Source organism: Shimia sp. MIT1388, from assembly GCF_047124445.1.
GTDB lineage: Bacteria > Pseudomonadota > Alphaproteobacteria > Rhodobacterales > Rhodobacteraceae > Shimia.
Window position 1 is genome coordinate 3,419,722 of the sequence record NZ_CP138921.1, and the last position, 19,008, is coordinate 3,438,729.

Sequence of the window (19,008 nt, forward strand, 5' to 3'; positions counted from 1 at the left end):
TCAGGCGGCCTGCACTATGCTGCGGGCCGGAGGGCATGACATGGCACTGAAGGTGCACATCTGCGCCGTGGGAAAGCTGCGGTCTGGTCCTGAGCGCGACCTCCTTGACGACTACCTCACCCGATTTGATCGCACCGGACGGGCCCTGGGCCTGGGGCCGGTGACGGTGCATGAGGTCGAGGATCGCAAGGGCGGCGGTATGGCGGCCGAGGCTGGTTTGCTAGAAGGTGTGATCCCTAAGGGGGCCGTGATCTGTGCACTGGATGAACGTGGCAAGCTTATGAGCAGTCCCGAGTTTGCCAATAAGCTGGGCGGCTGGCGTGACGATGGGCGCGGCGATCTGGCCTTTGTGATTGGTGGTGCGGATGGCATTGACCCGAGTTTGCGCGCACGCGCGGACGCCAAGCTGAGCTTTGGTAAAATGGTTTGGCCACACATGCTGGCACGCGTCATGCTCAGCGAGCAGCTCTATCGTGCCGCCAGCATTTTGGCCGGCGCGCCTTACCACCGCGTCTAAAGTTCTCTTCATCTTTTGAAACGTTAAAGCAGGCAGGCTTTGCGAAAGCGCACCTCCGCAAAACAGTCGTGATACCGACGCAATACCGACGTGGATTTTGATAGGTTAATTCAGCGCGGTTCCTGCAACAGCGCGGCGCGGGATTGGGAGGCAAACTCACGTCGCCCCAGGACAACTACTGTTACCAATACCCCCAAAAGCAGCATGACCGGCCCCAAAATCCAGGCCGCCGCCGCAAGCCCAAAATAGATCGCGCGAATCCCCCGATTGAAGCTGCGCGAGGCGGTGATGTTGATGGTGCCCGCCTTCTTGGCGCGCGACAGGGCTGTCGGGTCCTTGGCGTCATTGGGCACCGCCGCCATCAGCACCGAGCAATAGCCGAAGAGCCTGTGAGACCACACAAATTTCAGAAAAGCATTGCCGATAAACAGCAACACCAGCACCAATTTGAGTTCCAGGACGGAGGCCGGCTCGGCGGTTTGGGTGAGGTCTTTGGTCACTCCGGCAATTTGGTCCGTATTCCCGATCAATGCCACCAGGCCCCCGATGGCGATCATCGAGGAGGAAGCAAAAAACGCCGTGCTTTGCCGCAGATTTCCCATGATCTGCGCATCAAAAACCCGCACCTCCCGCGCCACATAATGCACCATCCATTCCTGCCGATAAAACGCCATCAGGCGCGACACGGAAGGCCGGTTTTTTGGTGGGTTTTCAATAAGGTGCGTGGTCAGCGCCCAGGCCGTCAGAATGGTCAAGACAGCGATGAAATCGAGTGTGGAAAACTGGGCGAGAAGCATGTTTGGAGTCATGTCAGTACCCTAACGTGAACCCGTGGTGCTTGCCAGCCTCGATTATTGGTTATATTAATTTACCAATTGTAGTGGAGGTCAGCCATGGACATGCCAACCCCAAATCCCGAGGTGCTTGCCAAAAAAGCCCGCATCGTCGCGCGCCTAAAAGAGGTGCTGCCAGCCGATGCCGTGATCTCCGACGAGGTCGAAGTCCGCGCATATGAGTGTGACGCGCTGACCGCTTACCGGTGTCCACCCTTGGCCGCCGTATTGCCATCCTCCACTGAAGAGGTCGCGGCGGTGTTGAAGATCTGTCATGCCGAGAATGTCCCTGTCGTACCACGCGGCGCGGGCACCTCTTTGGCAGGCGGCTCCATGCCAACAGCAGACTCCATTATCCTTGGCGTCGCCCGTATGACGGAAGTGCTTGAAACAGATTATGAAAATCGCTTCATCCGCGTGCAAACCGGGCGCACCAATTTGAGCGTGTCCGGCGCTGTGGAGGAAGAAGGGTTCTTCTATGCGCCCGATCCCTCGAGCCAGTTGGCCTGCGCGATTGCGGGTAATATTGCGATGAATTCCGGCGGGGCACATTGTCTGAAATATGGCGTGACCACCAACAACCTTATGGGGGTGACCATGGTCACCATGGAGGGCGAGGTGGTCGAGATAGGCGGCGCCTATTTGGACGCTGGCGGGTTGGATTTATTAGGCGTGATCTGCGGCAGCGAAGGTCAGCTCGGCGTTGTGACCGAAGCAACCTTGCGGATTCTGCATAAACCTGAAGGCGCGCGGCCTGTGTTGATGGGGTTTGACAGCAATGAAGTGGCAGGACAGTGCGTGTCCGACATCATCAAAGCAGGCATTTTGCCTGTGGCGATTGAGTTTATGGACCGCCCCTGCATCCGCGCCACCGAAGCTTTCGCTGGCGCTGGCTACCCGGATTGCGAGGCGCTTTTGATTGTTGAAGTGGAAGGCTCCGACGAGGAAATCGATGCGCAGTTGGAACGTATTCTGGCCATAGCGCGGACGCACAACCCGGTTGAACTGCGCGAAAGCACCAGCGCGGACGAAAGTGCGCGGATTTGGTTGGGGCGCAAGTCGGCCTTTGGGGCGATGGGGCAGATCAACGACTACATGTGTCTGGATGGGACCATTCCGGTCAGCCAGTTGCCTTATGTGCTGCGCCGAATTGCTGAAATGAGCAAAGAGTACGGTTTGGATGTCGGCAATGTGTTCCACGCAGGCGACGGCAACATGCATCCATTGATCCTGTTTGATGCAAACAAGCCGGGCGATCTGGAGAAATGCGAGGCCTTTGGGGCAGATATTCTGCGGTTGTGTGTCGAGGTCGGCGGTTGTCTGACCGGGGAGCACGGTGTGGGCATCGAAAAGCGGGATTTGATGGTGGATCAATACTTGCCGGAGGATCTGGATATCCAAATGGCGGTGAAAGATGTGTTTGATCCCAAATGGTTGCTGAACCCGGCCAAGGTGTTTCCCTTGGCATCTAGTGAAGCGCGCCGGGTGGCGGCGGAGTAACAGACAGGGAGGGGCCAGCCCCTCTTGGCAACCAGGTTGCCAATTCGCCCCGGATATTTGAAGGCCAAGAGAAAATGATGACACCCTCAACAGAAGCAGAGCTGTCAGATGTGATTGCAGGCGCGCAAGGTCCGTTGCGCATTCAGGGCGGCGGTACGCGCGACATCGGCGCGCCAGTGCAAGGCACCGTTGTGTCGACCACCGGCCTGTCGGGCGTGTCGCTTTACGAACCGGGCGCGCTGACCTTGGTGGCAGGGGCTGGCACACCCTTGGCGGAGATCGAGGCGACTTTGGCAGCGGAGGGACAACGGCTGGCTTTTGAGCCGATGGATCATCGCGGTTTGCTTGGCACCACGGGCACATCCACAATTGGCGGCGTGGTGGCGGGCAACATCAGTGGTCCGCGCCGCATTCAAGCAGGGGCTTGCCGCGATAGCCTGTTGGGGGTTCGGTTTGTCGATGGCGCCGGGCGTGTGCTGAAGAATGGCGGGCGGGTGATGAAGAATGTCACCGGCTATGATCTGGTCAAACTCATGGCCGGGAGCTGGGGCACTTTGGGTGTGCTGACCGAAGTCAGTCTCAAAGTGCAAGCGGTGCCAGAGGCCGTCGGTTGTGTCTTGATAAACGGTTTGTCCGACAAGGATGCGGTGGCGGCGATGAGTGCGGCGCTTGGGTCGCCGTATGACGTGAGCGGCGCGGCGCATGCGCCGTCCGGTGTGGATGGGCATCCGGTGACAATGATTCGGATTGAGGGGCTGGAGGCTTCGGTCGCCTATCGTGCGGCGAAGTTGACGGACGCCCTAGCCAGATTTGGCGGTGAGTTGAGTGTTGAACGCGATGCCAACAAGGTTGCGGCCGGTTGGGCTTGGGTGCGCGATGTGACTGTTTTGCAAGAGGGAGATGGTGATGTTTGGCGGATATCCGTGAAGCCAAGCGATGGGCCTAAGGTCGTTGAAAAGCTGCAGGCTCTCTATGCAGATCTTGGTGTTTTGTATGACTGGGGTGGCGGACTTGTCTGGGTGCAGGTGGCGGAAGGAACTGATGTGCGATCGGTGGCTTTTGAGGGGCACGCGACTTTGATCCGGGGATCGCAAGACACACGTGCCTCTCTGCAAGTGTTTCATCCAGAACCTGCGCCTTTGGCGGCATTGTCGCAAGGTTTGCGGGCGAAGTTTGATCCGTGTGGCATTTTGAATCCGGGGTTGATGGGATGAGCATCAAATACGAATTCGATTGTCCATGTTGCGGCGAAGCAGACGAATTTGAAGAAGACGGGTGTTTTGAAATTTGCGCAATCTGCAACTGGCAGAATGACAAGGTGCAAAACAACGATATCAACTATCGAGGTGGAGCTAACGGAATTTCACTGAAAGAGGCTCGGGAAAACTTCAAATCTTTCGGCCATAGCGACCCCAAAAAGCGTCCTCTGGACCCCAAAAGGCTACCCTAAAATGCAGACAACATTCACGGAAAAACAGCTTCAGGATCCTGGCATTCAGCGGGCCAATGAAATCCTGCGCGCCTGTGTGCATTGCGGGTTCTGCACCGCGACATGCCCGACGTATCAGGTTTTGGGCGATGAACTCGACAGCCCACGTGGGCGGATTTACCAGATCAAGGATATGCTGGAAAACGAGCGGGTGCCGGACGCCAAAACGGTCAAGCATATTGACCGCTGTCTGAGCTGTCTGGCCTGTATGACCACTTGCCCAAGTGGGGTCCATTACATGCATCTGGTGGATCATGCGCGCGAGTATATTGAAGAGAACTACAAGCGCCCACTCAGTGACAGGGCACTGCGTTGGGTGTTGGCCCAGATCTTGCCATATCCGATGCGGTTCCGTTGGGCCTTGATCGGTGCCAAGCTGGGACGGCCATTCCGGTTTTTGATGCCGGATGCGCGGCTGAAAGCGATGTTGAATATGGCGCCGAAGTCCATACCGCCGGTTAGCCGTAACGACGATCCGCAGAGTTTCGCACCGGTGACTGAGAAAAAGATGCGCGTGGCTTTGATGACGGGCTGCGCGCAGAAAGCGCTGAATACCGACATCAATGATGCCAACATCCGATTGTTGACGCGGCTGGGCTGCGAAGTTGTCGTGGCCGAGGGTGCCGGGTGCTGCGGGGCGCTGACGCATCACATGGGCAAAACCAGCGAGAGCCATTCGGCTGCCGCCAAGAACATCAAAGCCTGGTGCGCTGAGATGGATGGCCAAGGACTGGATGCGATTGTGATCAACACGTCGGGCTGTGGCACCACGGTGAAGGACTACGGGCATATGTTCCGCAATGATACGCTGGCAGAGGATGCGGCGCGGGTGAGTGGACTGGCGATGGATGTGTCAGAGGTTTTGATGAAGTTGGACCTGCCGGAGGGTGCCGACAAAGAAACCGTTGTGGCCTATCACGCGGCCTGTTCCTTGCAGCATGGGCAGCAGATTAAGACGTATCCGAAAGACCTGCTGAAGAAGGCTGGGTTTACGGTGGTAGAGCCTGCGGACAGTCATCTGTGCTGTGGCTCCGCCGGGACCTATAACTTGATGCAGCCGGAAATTTCTGGCCAGCTTAAGGCGCGCAAGGTGCGCACGCTTGAAGCCAAGAACCCGGACATCATTGCAGCGGGCAATATCGGTTGCATGATGCAGATTGGCTCGGGCACAGAGGTGCCGATTGTGCATACTGTTGAGTTGCTCGATTGGGCGACCGGCGGGCCGCAGCCGCGCGCGTTGACCGAGCCAGGAAAAACTGCGCCGGACATTCCGATCCTGCGCTAATGGATTGATCTTCGCCTTGCCAAGCGTGTGCCCTAATTCTGCCGCAGCTTGCTAATACTTCGGTGGAAACGACGCGTGGAGAGCAGGCTGTGGTGCGAGTGCTAACAATTTTGAGTGCAGTCCTTTGGGCCAGTTTTGCTGCGGCGCAGGACACGGCACTTCAGCGGTTGGATACAGGCGAGGACAGTCGCGACTGGGGCGCTGTCGGGCGGTTGGAGATTGACGGGCGCGGGTTTTGCACCGGTGCTCTGATTGCGCCGGACTTGGTTTTGACAGCGGCACATTGTCTTTATGACAAGGACAATGGCACGGCATACGACGTGAAGCAGATCGAGTTCCGCGCCGGATGGCGCAATGGACGGGCGGAAGCGTATCGGTCTGTGCGCCGCGCGGTGGTGCATCCGAAATACTTCTATAGCAGCGATGCGCAAATCGAGACTGTGCAGAATGATCTGGCGCTGCTGGAGCTGCATCATCCTATTCGCAACAACCGGATTGCACCGTTTGAAACGTCCACTGATCTGAGAAAAGGGTCAAAAATCGGTGTGGTGTCTTATGCGGTTGGGCGCGAGGCGGCGCCTTCTTTTCAGGAAGTGTGTCAGGTGATGGGGCGGCAGCGCGGTGTCTATGTGCTGTCTTGCAACATCGATTTTGGCAGCAGCGGTGCGCCGGTTTTTGTGTTTGAGGATGGCGCGGTGCGGATCGCATCGGTGGTGGCAGCCAAGGCAGAGGTTCGGGGTAGCAAAGTGGCGCTTGGCACAGCGCTGGATCACAGTCTGCCAGAGTTGTTTGCCGCGCGCGGGGCGGCGCCCGCGCAAGGGGGGAGAACCTCCTTGCAGCAACGCAACAGCACCGGAGCGAAGTTTGTGCGCCCGTAATTTGCGGGTGGGGTGAGGAGGTTATTCCATGCGTTTTTCAAGATTCATAAGCCTGCTTTTGGCTGTGCTTTGTGCGGGGCAGGGTACGGCTGGTGAGAGGTTGCAGCCGTTGACCAGTCGTGGCGACCTGCTGGGCTGGGAAGCGCTCGGGCGACTGGACATGCGCGGCACAGGCTTTTGTTCAGGCGCTTTGATTGCGCCGGATCAGGTGTTGACCGCCGCCCATTGCGTGTTTGACAGCAACGGCGCGCCGGTGCCGCCGGAACAGATCACTTTCCGATCGGGATACGTCTCTGGTGACGCTCTCGCAGAGCGGCGGGTTGATCGCGTTGTAGTGGATAGTGGCTATCGTGACGCGGCCAATGGCAAGATTAGCACCCGGATGATCCCGCATGACGTGGCTTTGTTAAGGCTGGAGTCGCCTATTTCTACGGGAGAGGCGGATCCGTTTGCCATTCATGTTGATCCGCAGGAGGGGGAGAAAGTGTCTGTGCTGAGTTATGGGCGTGGTCGTAGTGAGCATCTCTCCTGGCAGCGCGATTGCTCCATTCTGGAGCGCGGCTGGGGCATTTTGACCTTTGATTGCAACGTGACTTTTGGCTCATCAGGCGCGCCGGTGTTTGTGCGCTATGGCAACCGCGTGCGGATTTTGTCTGTGGTGTCTGCGACGGGAGACAACGGGGACGGGCAGAAAGTGGCCTTTGGCATGGAACTTCCAGAAGTTGTCGCGCAGCTCAAACATCGGATGCGTGTGGGCGACCGCCCAGCTGTGAAAACCGCCACAGGTGTGACGCGCATTCAAGTTGGGACACGTAGTGGTGGTGGCGCAAAATTTGTGAAGCCCTGATGCGCAGGGGTTGAAACCGCATTTTGCCAACATAGGTCTGTATGCGTAAGGCGCCGATGATCGGGTCTTGCACATTCATCGCCTGTCCGAATGGAAGGCACTTACATATCGTTGTCGCTCAATGGAGGATAACCCATGCGCACTTTTGATCTGGCTCCGCTGTACCGGTCGACCGTTGGTTTTGATCAGTTGGCAAACATGATGGACCGCGTTCTGTCCAATGACGTCGCCCAGCCGAGCTACCCCCCGTACAACATCGAAAAAACCGCGGATGATGCCTATCGCATCTCGTTGGCAGTGGCTGGTTTTTCGGCCGATGACCTGAACATCGAAGTCAAGCAGAACGCTTTGGTTGTGACCGCCAAGAAAGGCGAAGAGTCTTCCGACAAGACCTATCTGCATCGTGGCATTGCCACCCGCGCGTTTGAGCGCCGCTTCCATTTGGCGGACCATGTACGTGTGACTGGCGCAAGCCATGAAGACGGCATGCTGCACATCAATCTGGAACGTGAAATCCCCGAGGCGCTGAAGCCGCGCCGGATTGAAATTTCTAGCGGTGCGACCAAAGCCGTAGAGCAGGATGTGGTCGACGCCAAAGCCGTCAACTGACCTCCAAACTTAAACTGACAAACTTCCTTCCCTTGTTGTCAGGCCCTATTGGGCGACGCGCGTTCCGTTTGGAGCGCGCGTTTTTGATTGGTTGTGTTCTTAACCTGTGAAGGGCATGTTGGCCGGACGTTTCCCAACACTCAGGAGTGGCGCGTGAACCTGGGCGCTTTGAAATCCAGAAATTTCCGCGCCTATGTCTTTGGCGCTGCCTTTGGTCTGCTCGCCATATGGATGCAGCGGATCACCATTGGTTGGCTCGCGTGGGAAATGACAGAGTCTGCCAGCTTTGTTGGTGCCGTCGCGTTTTTGCTGTTTGCGCCGTCGATTGTGCTGTCTCCGTTGTTTGGCGTTTGGGTGGATCGCTGGCGGGTGAAGCACACGATGTTGGTGCTGCAGAGCATCAATGCGGTGTTGAGTGCCGTGCTGTGGGCGGTTGTAGCGCTGGGCTGGGCAACACCGTTTTTGATTGCGCTGATTACACTGCTGATTGGTATGGTGATTGCCGCAAACCATCCTGTGCGGATGGCGCTGACGCCGAGATTGGTGCGGCGCGAATATTTGGGATCGGTGGTCACAATTGTCGCCATCAATTTCAACATCGCTCGGATGGTGGGGCCTGCGGTTGGCGGGTTCCTTATTGCCGTCATCGGTGTGGCCGAAACGCTGTTTGTGCAGACGTTGTTGTTTGGTCCCTATTTGTTCGTGATTGCGCGACTGACCCTCAGACCGCGGCGGGACAGTGGCAGCGCACAGGAACCCTTTTTCAAAGCACTTGGGGCGGGCGTCCGATACGTGTGGCAGACCGAGACGGTGCGCGAGGCGATGTTTGTCGCGGGTGTTTTGGCGTTGGTAGCACGGGGGGCGCTGGAAGTATTGCCCCCTCTCGCAGACGGGGTCTTTGCGCGGGGCGCGGATGGGCTTGGCGTGTTGATGAGCGTGACTGGGGTAGGCGCAATCCTAGGTGGGTTCTCGCAGGCAGCACTGCCGCCACAAGAGCCAGGGCGGCTGCCTTTGACCACGAGACTAGCGATTGTCTTTGGTCTGATGCTTGTCGCAGTTCTTGGATTGTCACCCACCTGGGAAGTGGCCTTGGTGGTGGCCGCAGGGATGTCTTTTGTGACCACGGTGACGGCGATTTCGACACAGACCGCCATTCAGCTGGATTTGGAAGATGACATCCGAGGACGTGTCATGAGCCTGTGGGCGGTGATTGCCGCTGGCGGTTCGGCGCTGGGTGCAGGCGCAATGGGGGTTTTGGCCGATTGGCTGGGATATCAGACTGCTTTGGTGTGGACCGGTAGCTTGGCGGCGCTTGGCGTGGCGGCCTATCTTTTGGCCGTGCGGTTTAGGCGGTAGACTTGAGGCCCCGGAACCAAAAGATGTTTGAGGTTTGAAATAGTTTCGCCCAGAGTGCTGTCGAGTTGTGGGGAGAGAGCAAATGGATTGGGACGACGCATATTCAAATGGCGCCTATATTGAGGGTGCAGAGGACTATCCGCCACGCTGGGAGCGCGAGGCGGCTGCGTTTCGCGAAACCGCAGACGCGGAGTTGGATGTCGCTTTCGGAGATGGTGCGCGTCACAAGTTTGATCTGTTCCGGCCCTCAGGGGCGGCCAAAGGCTTGCTGGTGTTTGTGCACGGCGGCTACTGGATGGCGTTTGACAAGTCCTATTGGAGCCACTTTGCACGCGGGGCTATGGCGCGTGGTTGGGCGGTGGCGCTGCCGTCTTATGATCTTGCGCCCGATGTGCGGATTTCTGAGGTTACCAAGCAGGTTGCAGCGGCTGTGACCAAGGCTTGTGCGCTCGTTGACGGCCCTGTTGTTCTGGCCGGCCATTCGGCAGGCGGGCACCTTGTGGCACGGATGATCTGTGACGGGGTGTTGCCGGAGGATGTGGCCGCGCGGGTGTCTCGGGTTGTGCCAGTCTCGCCATTGGCCGATCTGAGGCCGCTGATGAAGACGGCGATGAATGACAAGCTGCGACTGGATGCGGCGGAGGCGGACGCGGAAAGTCCGATGTGGCAAGCGCCGCGCGCGGGTGTCGATGTGACAGTGCTGGTTGGGGCAGCGGAGCGGCCAGCGTTCCTAGATCAGGCGCGCTGGCTGTCGGGAGCTTGGGGCTGTGATCTGGTTGTGGCAGGCGGCAAGCACCACTTTGATGTGATTGACGCCTTTGCCGATCCTGACAGCGATATGGCGCGGATGCTGTTTTCCTAAGCGCGGAAGCAGGGGAGTGTGTCACCTTCCTTGGGGGTGGCATGCCACACGCCGCGCGCAATGGCACGCGCGAGACAGGTGGCGGCTGCATGGCCGAGCCAGAGCGTGTCGGCGATTTCGTTGCCCAATGGTTTGGCGTTGGTGCTGACGCCAAAGATCAAATCCCCGTCCATTGGGGTGTGCGACGGCACCAACGCGCGGGCCATGCCATCATGGGCAGCGGTGGCCATGCGGGTGCATTGGGCTTGGGTGAGATCAGCGTCCGTTGCGACAATGGCGATGGTGGTGTTGTGGCTGGAGAGTTTCGTGTTGGGCAGGTCGCTGGGAGCGGAAGGCAGGAGGCCGTTGCCGCCGAACTCGGTGCCCACTTCCCAAGGCGCAGCCCAGAAATGTTTGCCATCCGGTGAGGCGTCTCCAAGGGCATTCACAGCAACCAAAGCGCCAACTGTGTGGCCGGAAGGGAGCACCATGCTGGCTGAGCCTAGCCCGCCTTTGTGCGTTGCAAGGGTTCCGCCCGTGCCTGCGCCGACAGAGCCAAGCGCAAAGTCCTCGGACGCGGCCTCTAAAGCTGAGGCTCCCAGAGATTTGTAGGGGTTGGTGTCCCAATTTTTGTCGCCGCCATTCAGTAGATCGAAGAGGATCGCGCCGGGCACAATCGGGACAGTTTGATCGCCGACAGGAAAGCCGCGGCCTTTGGTGCGGAGCGCGTCTGCAACACCGGATGGCGCGTCCAGGCCAAAGGCAGAACCACCGGACAGGGTGAGCGCGTCGACCTGCTGCACGGTTTTGTCGGGCGCCAGAAGGTCGGTTTCACGGGTGCCTGGCGCACCGCCCATCACAGAGACTCCACAGGTAAAAGGCGTATCGCCAATCAACACAGTGGTGCCAGTTTTGATGTGGTCGTCTTGCGCGTTGCCAACACGCAAGCCAGCAATGTCCGTGATCAGGTTTCTGGGTCCGGTTTGCATTTTAACGCCTCCTGTTGGGGTCACAGTAGGCGCGTGAATTTTAGGCGCAAGGTCGCGGTTGAGACATCTGTGTCGGATTCTGCTTGTCCCTGTGTCGGCGGATTTGGCAGAATGTCGGCAGCATTGGCGATGGCGTCGCCACATTCCTCAGTGGAATGCGCACTAATCTTTCCAGTCCTGAACGCCGGGACCTCTTTGATCGGAGGTCAAAATGACTGCACGTCCAGAATTCTATCGTTTCCACAATGGCGAGAAAGCGCCGTTGCAATTTGCCGAGGCTGAGTATGCCAACCGCGTGGCTGGCCTGCGGGCCATCATGGTTGACCATGGGGTCGACGCGGCTGTGTTCACGTCCATGCACAATGTTTCCTATTACTCTGGCTTCACATACTGTGCCTTCGGGCGGCCCTATGCGGTGGTGGTGACGCCGACCGAATGTGTGACCATTTCCGCTGGCATCGACGCCGGGCAGCCTTGGCGACGGTGCTATGGTGACAACATCACCTACACCGACTGGCAGCGCGACAATTACTGGCGGGCGATCAAGTCGATCACTGGCGGCGGCGTGGTGATTGGCATTGAGGGCGATCACCTGACCCTGCTGCAGCAAGGCAAGTTGGAGAGCTTCTTGGCTCCTTCTAAAGTGGTTGATCTTTATGAACCCACCATGCGTCAGCGGATGCATAAGAGTGCGGCGGAAGTCGAAATGATCCGCGCCGGTGCGGCCGTGGCCGATGTGGGGGGCTATGCGATCCGGGATGCCATCAAAGAAGGCGTGCGGGAGATTGATGTGGCCATGGCGGGTCGTGATGCGATGGAGCTAGAGATTGCGAAGCGGTTCCCGGACGCCGAATATCGCGACACCTGGGTGTGGTTTCAGTCGGGCATCAACACCGATGGCGCCCACAACCCTGTGACCGCGCGCAAGTTGCAGCGTGGCGATATTCTGTCGCTCAACACCTTCCCGATGATTTCTGGCTATTACACTGCGCTGGAGCGCACGCTTTTTGTCGGCGAGGTGGATGATGCCAGCTTGAAGATTTGGGAAGCCAACGTCGGCGCACATGAGTTGGGAATTTCCCTGCTGAAGCCCGGGGCGAGCTGTGCCGAAGTGACGGAGCAGATCAATGATTTCTTCGCCGAACGCGACCTGCTGCAATACCGCACATTTGGTTATGGCCACAGCTTTGGCGTGTTGAGCCATTACTATGGCCGTGAAGCCGGGTTGGAGTTGCGCGAAGATATTCCAACTGTCTTGGAGCCGGGCATGGTGATTTCCATGGAGCCAATGCTGACTATCGCGGACGGACAGCCCGGCGCCGGTGGCTACCGCGAGCACGACATTCTGGTCATCACAGAAGATGGCAACGAGAACATCACCGGCTATCCCTATGGGCCGGAGTTCAACGTCGTTGGTTAAGGCGATGTGAGAAAACTGGGGTTTTGGCCGCGCGATCACGTGGCCAAAACCTCGCGAAATGCGGGTGCGCACCAGCAAGCCCTTTCTTTTGCCGTGCACATTTGCAACACTCTGCTCAAATTGGATCTGAGATCGATGTAAATGGGCGTAACATTCCCCATATCAGTCTCAACATATTGGAAATAGGGAGTGTTTTATGGCGGATTTTGAAACCCAAGTGCGTGAGTCTCAAGCGCAGGTGGCCGAAGCACAAAACAAGATTGCAGAGCTGACCGGGCGCATTGATGCGGCGCGGGCGAAGATGAAAACCGGCGATGATGTTGCGATTGATATCGAGAACGCAACTCTGGACGATGTGCATGCGCATACGGATGTGATGAACGCCAATATCGCTGAGCTGATCATGGGGCTGGATGACGTCACCGCAGCGTTTTCCAAAGACTTTGACCAGATGCGGGACAAGACCGGCTGGGAGAGCTTTGTTGGCATTTTTAGCCGCGGCAAATCCGAGTCGATGCGGGCGGAACGGATCAAGACGGCCAACATTGATGACAAGCTGCAGGACCTGATTGCGAAATCAGACGTAATCACCAAGTTGCTCGAAAGCCAATTGTCCGTGCTGGAAGAGCAGAAGGTGAAGGTTGAAGCCAATCTGAGCGAGACGCTGGATGAACGCGAGTTCACGGTTGGGGAGCTGGAAAGCCTGCGGGCGGAAATTTTGGGCATGGACCCCAAGATCATCGAGATCGAAAACAAGATTGCGGTGGAGCAGGATGCGGCGGCGCGGACCAAGCTGGAAACCGAGTTGGCGGACCTGAACAAAGCCTACAATGCTTTGGTGCAACAGGAGCAGGTGAAGCTCTCCAAAAGCCAGACGCTAGAGCGCTATATCGAGAAGGGCAAGACCTGGGTCGATAGCCTGCAAAACCAAGCGGCGACGCAGATGGTGCTGATCAACAAGCTGCAGACAGACACCAAGCAGCGCGTGGTGCTCTATGATGCGTTGACCAAGTCGTTGAAAACCGCGCAGCAGCAGGACATCGCGCACCGGATCAACGAGATTGGTGTGGAAACCGACAAAGAGGCGCAGGCGTCGATGGCAGCGATTGGCACGGCGACCAATCAGAAGATGGCTGACATGATGGAAGCCCATGAGGAACACATGGTGTTTGCACGCGACGTGCTGGAAGCGAAGGCCAAGGCGGATGAACGTTTTGCGCGGCGGTTCCAGAAGATTGTCGAGAAACACGACAAGAACCTGTATGGGGCGTAAGGCAATTTGATTGTGTCTCGTGTCTTCCTAAGGTGGGGAACTCTGGCAGCAATCATTGGGCTTGTCATGGCGGTTTATGGGCTGCTTTCGGGGGAGTTCTCGATTGCGCAGCTGGGTGAGCGAGCCCCTATTCAGCTTACCGGTAACCCAACACGAAATGGCCAGTTGTTCTTTGCTCTCATAATTTCTGTACAGTTCCTTATTGGGGGCATCTTTGGAATTTTGGGTCGGGCTAACATGTTGAGAATTTGGTGCGATCCCCAGATTTGGGACCGTTTGAAGCAGAGTAAGTGGCGCCTGTTCATGAATGGATTATCACATCGCTTGATGGTTTGGTTGCTTGATTTGCCGCCAGTTCCGAAGCCAGAGCAGGCCAAGCGCTAATGTCTCTGGTGTTGGGCGAACTAGGCAATTTGGAACGGGATTTGCTGCCGAAGGATTTGGTCGGGTTATGACATGTGAATGCAACATAGGAACGCGCCCGAGCACGAGGGCGGTTGTCAAATTGGCGCAACCTTTGACAGATTTCTTGCGTGGTGAAAGCGTGTCTAGCCTGGCAAAGGCGCACCCGCTCTGGGGGGCGGGGTCGGGTGCGATCCGTGACACTGCGTGTCCCGGAGGAGGAAAATGAACGACACAACCAAAGACCACACCGCTCTGATGGAAACCCGCGCGTCGCGGCGGTATTTTCAGAAGTTTGAGCGCATCACCGAGCATCTGACACAGGTGGCGGCGGCGCGGGCGGCTGAGGGGGCGATTGGGCAGAACGAGGTGGAAATCCTCACGCGCTATCTGGCGTCGATAGGCTACACCTTCAAAGCGCTCAGCATGAAGTACCTGTTGGTTGGTCGGCAGACCGGGCAATTCTTTGGCAGCCTTGCGATGGACGCGGTGGAGAGCGGCTTTCCGGTGTTCAACGAGCTGCTGGTCATGGCGAATGACGCGCAGCAGGCCGAAAGCCATTTGCGCAACATGCCAAGCGTGGAACAGCTTAAGGATGACATGCTGCGCGCCATCATCGGCGATCAGGAGATCCCGACGAAGCTGCAATTCGCGCTGAGCCAACGGCTTTATTATGAGGAGCTTTTGAAAGGCGAGCTGTTCTGGGCGCAGAACCATCCGGAGGTGCGCTGGCAGGGCAATCTGTCGGAGCGACGGCGCCAGTTTCTGCTGCATTGGGCGGTCTATGACAGTCAGGTGAACCTGCCGACGATCTACCTGATGGACCTTGAGGACACCGGGCGACGGGCCTTGCCCAAAGACGAGCGGCGTTGGCCGGAGGTGCAGGCGCATTTGATGGCGCAGGCGGTGGGCGGCTTGAAGCTGGTGACCATTGCCAAAGGCTTTGACGAGAGCTTTGACGACCTGCACCCCAAACGGCTGCGTCGTATTCACGTTGGGCCGATGTATTCGAGTGCCTTTACGCGGCAGTCGGGGCCGATCCGCGAGGTTTTGGACGCCGCGCGGGCACCGGAGGGTGAGGACTGGACCTTGGCCTGGACCACCGAAGACTTGGTGAGTGAGCGTGTCACCGATGAGCGCTCTGGCTGGTTTGGCACGGTGGAGCGGCAGGTCTTTGCGTTGGATCCGTTTGCGGGGCACGGGGCGGACACCGGGGCCACCAGCATGGAGCGCTCGATCATCCTGCCACAACGGCCGTTTCAGGCGCTGGAGGAGCTCAACCCGCCGGGGTTTGGCAGCGTGACCAAATATGTGGTGAGCCCGCAGGGGCGGGTGTTGCGGTATTGAGACGGTTCAAGTGGATAATGGGCCTGTCTGTATTGGCCGTTGCGGTCGGTGGCATGGCATTGTGGTCTGGCAAAAAAGTTCAAAGGCTGCGGCTGGATGTCGTTTTCGCTTTCGCCAACTCATTCTCACTGACGGAGTTTGAGAGCTGGGCGGTGGAGAACGAATTTGAACCCGCAAATGAACTCTATGACCAAGCGCAAGCAGGTTGGCGTCTACCGTGTTCGATGGAACCCATAGACTGGATGGTCGAAAAGCCAAACCGAGTTGATTGTTTCGAGCGCGCTGTTGGTACTGGATCGCACAACATGGGCGAGGTGCTTTTGGTCTGCCTGTCCCGTTCAGAGCAGCGATATGACAACCTCGCAATTGCGCATATGGACAAAGACTGGCCCGCCGGTACGTGGGTAGGGGAGTTGTTGCCTGAAGACTATGGCCAACGAAAATGGTGTGAGTTTGAAACTGCCAGACAAGGGTAGGTAGTGGATATTTGGCTGCATTATCGGCTTGAGGAATTTTACAATGTTGAAGTTTGGGGTGGAGATTTAGATGAGCCTGACAAGTGATCAGATGGAGCTGCGCGAAGAGGATATTCGCAAGCATTATGATGCGGCTGTGGGGATGCTGGATGGTTTTGATCACACGCCGCGGATTGCCAAGGGCAAGGATCCTGTGGCGGCGCCGGAGCGGTCCAGCGGTATTGGCACGCGGCGGCGGTTCCGCAGCACCACGCCGGGGTTGGTGACACGCTCAACCGCGCGTCCGGAAGGCGTGCATCTGGCGGAGCGCATTGAGGGTGCGGGCGGGGAAGATCCGCTGGTGTCCCCTGTACAAGCCAATGTGCTGCATGGAATGCGGCGGGCGCTGGCGATTGCATTGGCGGTGGGCGAAAACTTCGCTGAAGCCTCCGGTTTGGCAGATTTGAAACGGGACAATCTCGCCGGGGCGCTGGGCACGGATAAGAAGGCGGCGTTTTCCGAGCTTTTGGCGGCAGAGGCGCTGGCGGTGTCCTATGTCTTTGCCAATGCGACGTCGTTCCTGCTGGCGCCCCTGTTGGGTGAGACGCAGGTTGAGGTCGGCGAAGTTGAAGAGGTGCTGACCGACAATGCACAGCTGGCGTTGCATGGTGCGCTGTGGGAACTGGATCAGGACATTGCCGCGCTGGTCAGTGATGAGGACCGGCTGGTCGCTTGTGTCTGTGCGTTTGCCGAACAGCTGATGGAGAAGGTGGCCTTGCGGGCGCAGAATGCGCCGCAGATGGGCGCGTTTGTCGGGGCGAGTTGGAAGGTTGAAGCCGATGATCTGACCATCAATGGGTTCACACCAGCGCGGGCCGCGAAAGGCTCGACGCTGACCATGACCTTCAAGAAGCCCAATGAGGTGGTGGGCAACCACATTGCCAAATATCAGGCCATGAAGCTGGCCAAAATGCTGATGGCCTATGACTTTGATCGGCGGCTCAACCCCTTTGCGGAGCTGGGCGGGTTTATCTTCACCTTCATGGGCGACGGCGCGCCTGGGACCGGGAAAACCACGCTTATTCAGATGATGGCCGGGCTGATCAACGACTATTGCCAGGTGGCGGGTTATGCCTTCCGCTATCAGAACTTTGGCATCGACAATATCGACAGCTATCAGGGCAAGTCGGGTCAGAACGCGAAAGCCTTTGTCCAAAATGTGCTCGATCCACAGGTGATTGGGTTTGGTACGATTGATGACATTGACCAGATTGCAGGCAAACGCGGGGACCGCCAGTCCTCGGCGGGGCAGCAGGAGGTCACGGCGGTGTTTATGGAGGCCTTTGCGGGCGCCAACACCGTGGTGCGTGGCAACTGTACCTTTGGCATGTTCTCCAACTATCCGGAGAACGTTGACGATGCGCTGCGCCAGCGCGCCGGGGCACGGTTCCTCGTGGATGGGCCTCAGACGCGGGAGGATTACATCGACATCCTCGCGCTGTTGATGGGCAAGAACCACGACATCGCGCTGGGGGATCACGAGCTGTTCGAGGCGCAGGCCATTCAGAAAGCTGTGGCGGCGAGTTTTGAGAGCCACAACCGGCCGCATGAGGCAGGGCTACTGAACGTCTTTGACAAGGTGCACGGGCAGGTGGGCGAGTTAGACACCATTGCCAAGATGGGCACCTACCTGAAGGCCATTCAGGAGGCCGATCCGCGCTTTACGGGGCGCGCTATCAAGAACATCACCGATGCCGTGAAAGTGCGCGCCATGGACTTTGAACTGCCGGACGCATGGATGGAAAACCCTGAGCTTTTCTTGGCCAAAGACTACGACACTAAGAAGGCGATGATAAACGAGCTACGCGTGCCGATCACCACCGACATGTTGGTGCAGGAGATCAACCGCTATGCCGACAGTGAGTTCCGCTATGCCGACAAATCCGACGAGGTTGCGGTCTCCAACATGGTGCGCGATATGCAGCGGTCCGAGGCGGCGAAGCGGCGGTATCTGGAGGGCAAAGCGTAAGTGTTTGTGATCGACAGCATCGGGTTTTTCAACACGGCGGTGCCGCTGGGCGTTTTGGCGCTTTTGGCGGTGCTGCTTCCACGTGTGTTGGTGGATCGTCAAACACGCTCGCATGGTAAGGTGCTGCATGGGATCGCGCTGTCGGCGGCATTTTTGGTGGCAATTGGGTTCATGATCTCGATTGGCGTCACCCAGATGCGCGGGTTTGAGGCCGTGGGGCATTTTGAGATTGATCCGCTGGGCGCGGCTTGGGTGCATCTGCGGCTGTCGCTGATGGCGGCGATTGTCTGGGCGCCGATCTTGGGACTGGTGTGGTTTGGCTATGCGCAGGGCGTGGAAGCGCGGCGCGGGCAGGATAGTGCGGCGAGGGAGCGATGAAGATGGCGATGAAGGCCGCGCCCGACCTGGTGGGCGCTTGGGAATGGTTTGGAATTGGAGATTCGGAGCAAGGAGCGCAGGTGTTGGTGTCTGTGGCTGACGGTGCAAACGCGCCCTCCGGGGGGAGGTCGGGCGCGGCCCGGCTTGAGGTCGAGCGGGCGGGAGTTTGGTAGTGGAAACTGTAGCTGGATTGTTGATGCTAGCCTTGGGCTTCTTGGTAACATTTGGTGGTGGCTATATCGCACATCGCGAAAAGACCAAGTCGGCGCCCGAACCAGTTAGCGAAAAATTTGTCCTGAAGGGCGCACTTGTGATTGCGGGAGCCAGTTGGCTAACTGGAATATGCTCTGTGATAAACTCTGGCGGCCCCATTCACCTTTCGGGCGAGGCGTTGTTCGAAACTCTTGGTTGGGGTCTTGCTCAGGGCGCATACTTTTGCCTTGCAGGCTTTGTACTTTTCTTTGGGTTTTCTGGAGCTTTTGAGCGTCTCTTGGATCGCGCGGATGGAGGGCAAAACGAATGAGAGTGTTAGCAACGACTGGTCTCGGAGGCGACGTTAC

Annotated in this window: 19 protein-coding genes; 17 read left to right on the forward strand and 2 right to left on the reverse strand. The window is 58.0% G+C overall.

The genetic code is table 11. The features are described 5' to 3' along the window. The first annotated feature begins 46 nt into the window (after positions 1 to 46). The gene (gene rlmH, locus SIB92_RS16870) at positions 47 to 517 is read left to right on the forward strand and encodes a 23S rRNA (pseudouridine(1915)-N(3))-methyltransferase RlmH (protein ID WP_412555861.1); all 471 of its coding nucleotides are present in this window, start codon (positions 47 to 49) and stop codon (positions 515 to 517) included. A gap of 110 nt (positions 518 to 627) precedes the next feature. On the opposite strand, the gene SIB92_RS16875 is transcribed toward rlmH, so the two are convergent. Further along, the gene (locus SIB92_RS16875) at positions 628 to 1,326 is read right to left on the reverse strand and encodes a DUF599 domain-containing protein (protein WP_412553129.1); all 699 of its coding nucleotides are present in this window, start codon (positions 1,324 to 1,326) and stop codon (positions 628 to 630) included. An 84-nt stretch (positions 1,327 to 1,410) separates the two neighbouring features. Here SIB92_RS16875 and SIB92_RS16880 point away from each other — a divergent pair, with 84 nt between their 5' ends. The 9 genes from SIB92_RS16880 to SIB92_RS16920 all read left to right on the forward strand — a co-directional run bounded on the left by SIB92_RS16880 (position 1,411) and on the right by SIB92_RS16920 (position 10,176). Beyond that, the gene (locus tag SIB92_RS16880) at positions 1,411 to 2,850 is read left to right on the forward strand and encodes an FAD-linked oxidase C-terminal domain-containing protein (RefSeq protein WP_412553130.1); all 1,440 of its coding nucleotides are present in this window, start codon (positions 1,411 to 1,413) and stop codon (positions 2,848 to 2,850) included. Between the two features lie 77 nt (positions 2,851 to 2,927). Beyond that, entirely contained in the window at positions 2,928 to 4,064 is a 1,137-nt protein-coding gene (locus SIB92_RS16885; RefSeq protein ID WP_412553131.1) for an FAD-binding protein, read from the forward strand. Then, positions 4,061 to 4,300 (forward strand): CPCC family cysteine-rich protein, encoded by a 240-nt coding sequence (locus SIB92_RS16890; RefSeq protein WP_412553132.1) that lies wholly within the window; start codon positions 4,061 to 4,063, stop codon positions 4,298 to 4,300. The genes SIB92_RS16885 and SIB92_RS16890 overlap by 4 nt, the downstream gene beginning before the upstream one ends. Before the next feature lies 1 nt (position 4,301). Beyond that, positions 4,302 to 5,624, forward strand: a complete 1,323-nt coding sequence (gene glcF / locus SIB92_RS16895) for a glycolate oxidase subunit GlcF (protein ID WP_412553133.1) — start codon at positions 4,302 to 4,304, stop codon at positions 5,622 to 5,624. A gap of 98 nt (positions 5,625 to 5,722) precedes the next feature. Beyond that, positions 5,723 to 6,502 carry a trypsin-like serine peptidase gene (locus SIB92_RS16900; RefSeq protein WP_412553134.1) on the forward strand — a complete coding sequence of 260 codons (780 nt, stop codon included), beginning with the start codon at positions 5,723 to 5,725 and terminating at the stop codon, positions 6,500 to 6,502. 28 nt (positions 6,503 to 6,530) lie between these two features. Next, the gene (locus SIB92_RS16905) at positions 6,531 to 7,349 is read left to right on the forward strand and encodes a trypsin-like serine peptidase (RefSeq protein ID WP_412553135.1); all 819 of its coding nucleotides are present in this window, start codon (positions 6,531 to 6,533) and stop codon (positions 7,347 to 7,349) included. Positions 7,350 to 7,484: 135 nt separating this feature from the next. Next, the gene (locus SIB92_RS16910; protein ID WP_294116619.1) at positions 7,485 to 7,958 is read left to right on the forward strand and encodes an Hsp20 family protein; all 474 of its coding nucleotides are present in this window, start codon (positions 7,485 to 7,487) and stop codon (positions 7,956 to 7,958) included. Positions 7,959 to 8,111: 153 nt separating this feature from the next. Continuing rightward, a complete protein-coding gene (locus SIB92_RS16915) occupies positions 8,112 to 9,314 on the forward strand; it encodes an MFS transporter (RefSeq protein WP_412553136.1) in 1,203 nt (400 codons plus the stop codon). Between the two features lie 82 nt (positions 9,315 to 9,396). After that, complete coding sequence (locus tag SIB92_RS16920; RefSeq protein ID WP_412553137.1) at positions 9,397 to 10,176, forward strand: alpha/beta hydrolase; 780 nt, start codon at positions 9,397 to 9,399, stop codon at positions 10,174 to 10,176. On the opposite strand, the gene SIB92_RS16925 is transcribed toward SIB92_RS16920, so the two are convergent. Continuing rightward, a complete protein-coding gene (locus tag SIB92_RS16925; protein ID WP_412553138.1) occupies positions 10,173 to 11,144 on the reverse strand; it encodes a P1 family peptidase in 972 nt (323 codons plus the stop codon). The genes SIB92_RS16920 and SIB92_RS16925 overlap by 4 nt on opposite strands. 211 nt (positions 11,145 to 11,355) lie before the next feature. Here SIB92_RS16925 and SIB92_RS16930 point away from each other — a divergent pair, with 211 nt between their 5' ends. From SIB92_RS16930 to SIB92_RS16960, 7 genes are all read left to right on the forward strand, one after another. Beyond that, positions 11,356 to 12,564 carry a M24 family metallopeptidase gene (locus SIB92_RS16930; protein ID WP_412553139.1) on the forward strand — a complete coding sequence of 403 codons (1,209 nt, stop codon included), beginning with the start codon at positions 11,356 to 11,358 and terminating at the stop codon, positions 12,562 to 12,564. Between the two features lie 196 nt (positions 12,565 to 12,760). Beyond that, a complete protein-coding gene (locus SIB92_RS16935; protein ID WP_412553140.1) occupies positions 12,761 to 13,837 on the forward strand; it encodes a hypothetical protein in 1,077 nt (358 codons plus the stop codon). Between the two features lie 627 nt (positions 13,838 to 14,464). Continuing rightward, a complete protein-coding gene (locus tag SIB92_RS16940) occupies positions 14,465 to 15,586 on the forward strand; it encodes a hypothetical protein (RefSeq protein WP_412553141.1) in 1,122 nt (373 codons plus the stop codon). 17 nt (positions 15,587 to 15,603) lie between these two features. Further along, the gene (locus tag SIB92_RS16945) at positions 15,604 to 16,062 is read left to right on the forward strand and encodes a hypothetical protein (protein WP_412553142.1); all 459 of its coding nucleotides are present in this window, start codon (positions 15,604 to 15,606) and stop codon (positions 16,060 to 16,062) included. 70 nt (positions 16,063 to 16,132) lie between these two features. Continuing rightward, complete coding sequence (locus SIB92_RS16950) at positions 16,133 to 18,070, forward strand: ATP-binding protein (RefSeq protein WP_412553143.1); 1,938 nt, start codon at positions 16,133 to 16,135, stop codon at positions 18,068 to 18,070. Then, entirely contained in the window at positions 18,071 to 18,448 is a 378-nt protein-coding gene (locus SIB92_RS16955; protein WP_412553144.1) for a hypothetical protein, read from the forward strand. Positions 18,449 to 18,620: 172 nt separating this feature from the next. Continuing rightward, positions 18,621 to 18,971: a hypothetical protein gene (locus SIB92_RS16960; RefSeq protein WP_412553145.1), complete on the forward strand. Its 351-nt coding sequence runs from the start codon at positions 18,621 to 18,623 to the stop codon at positions 18,969 to 18,971. Positions 18,972 to 19,008: the final 37 nt, after the last annotated feature.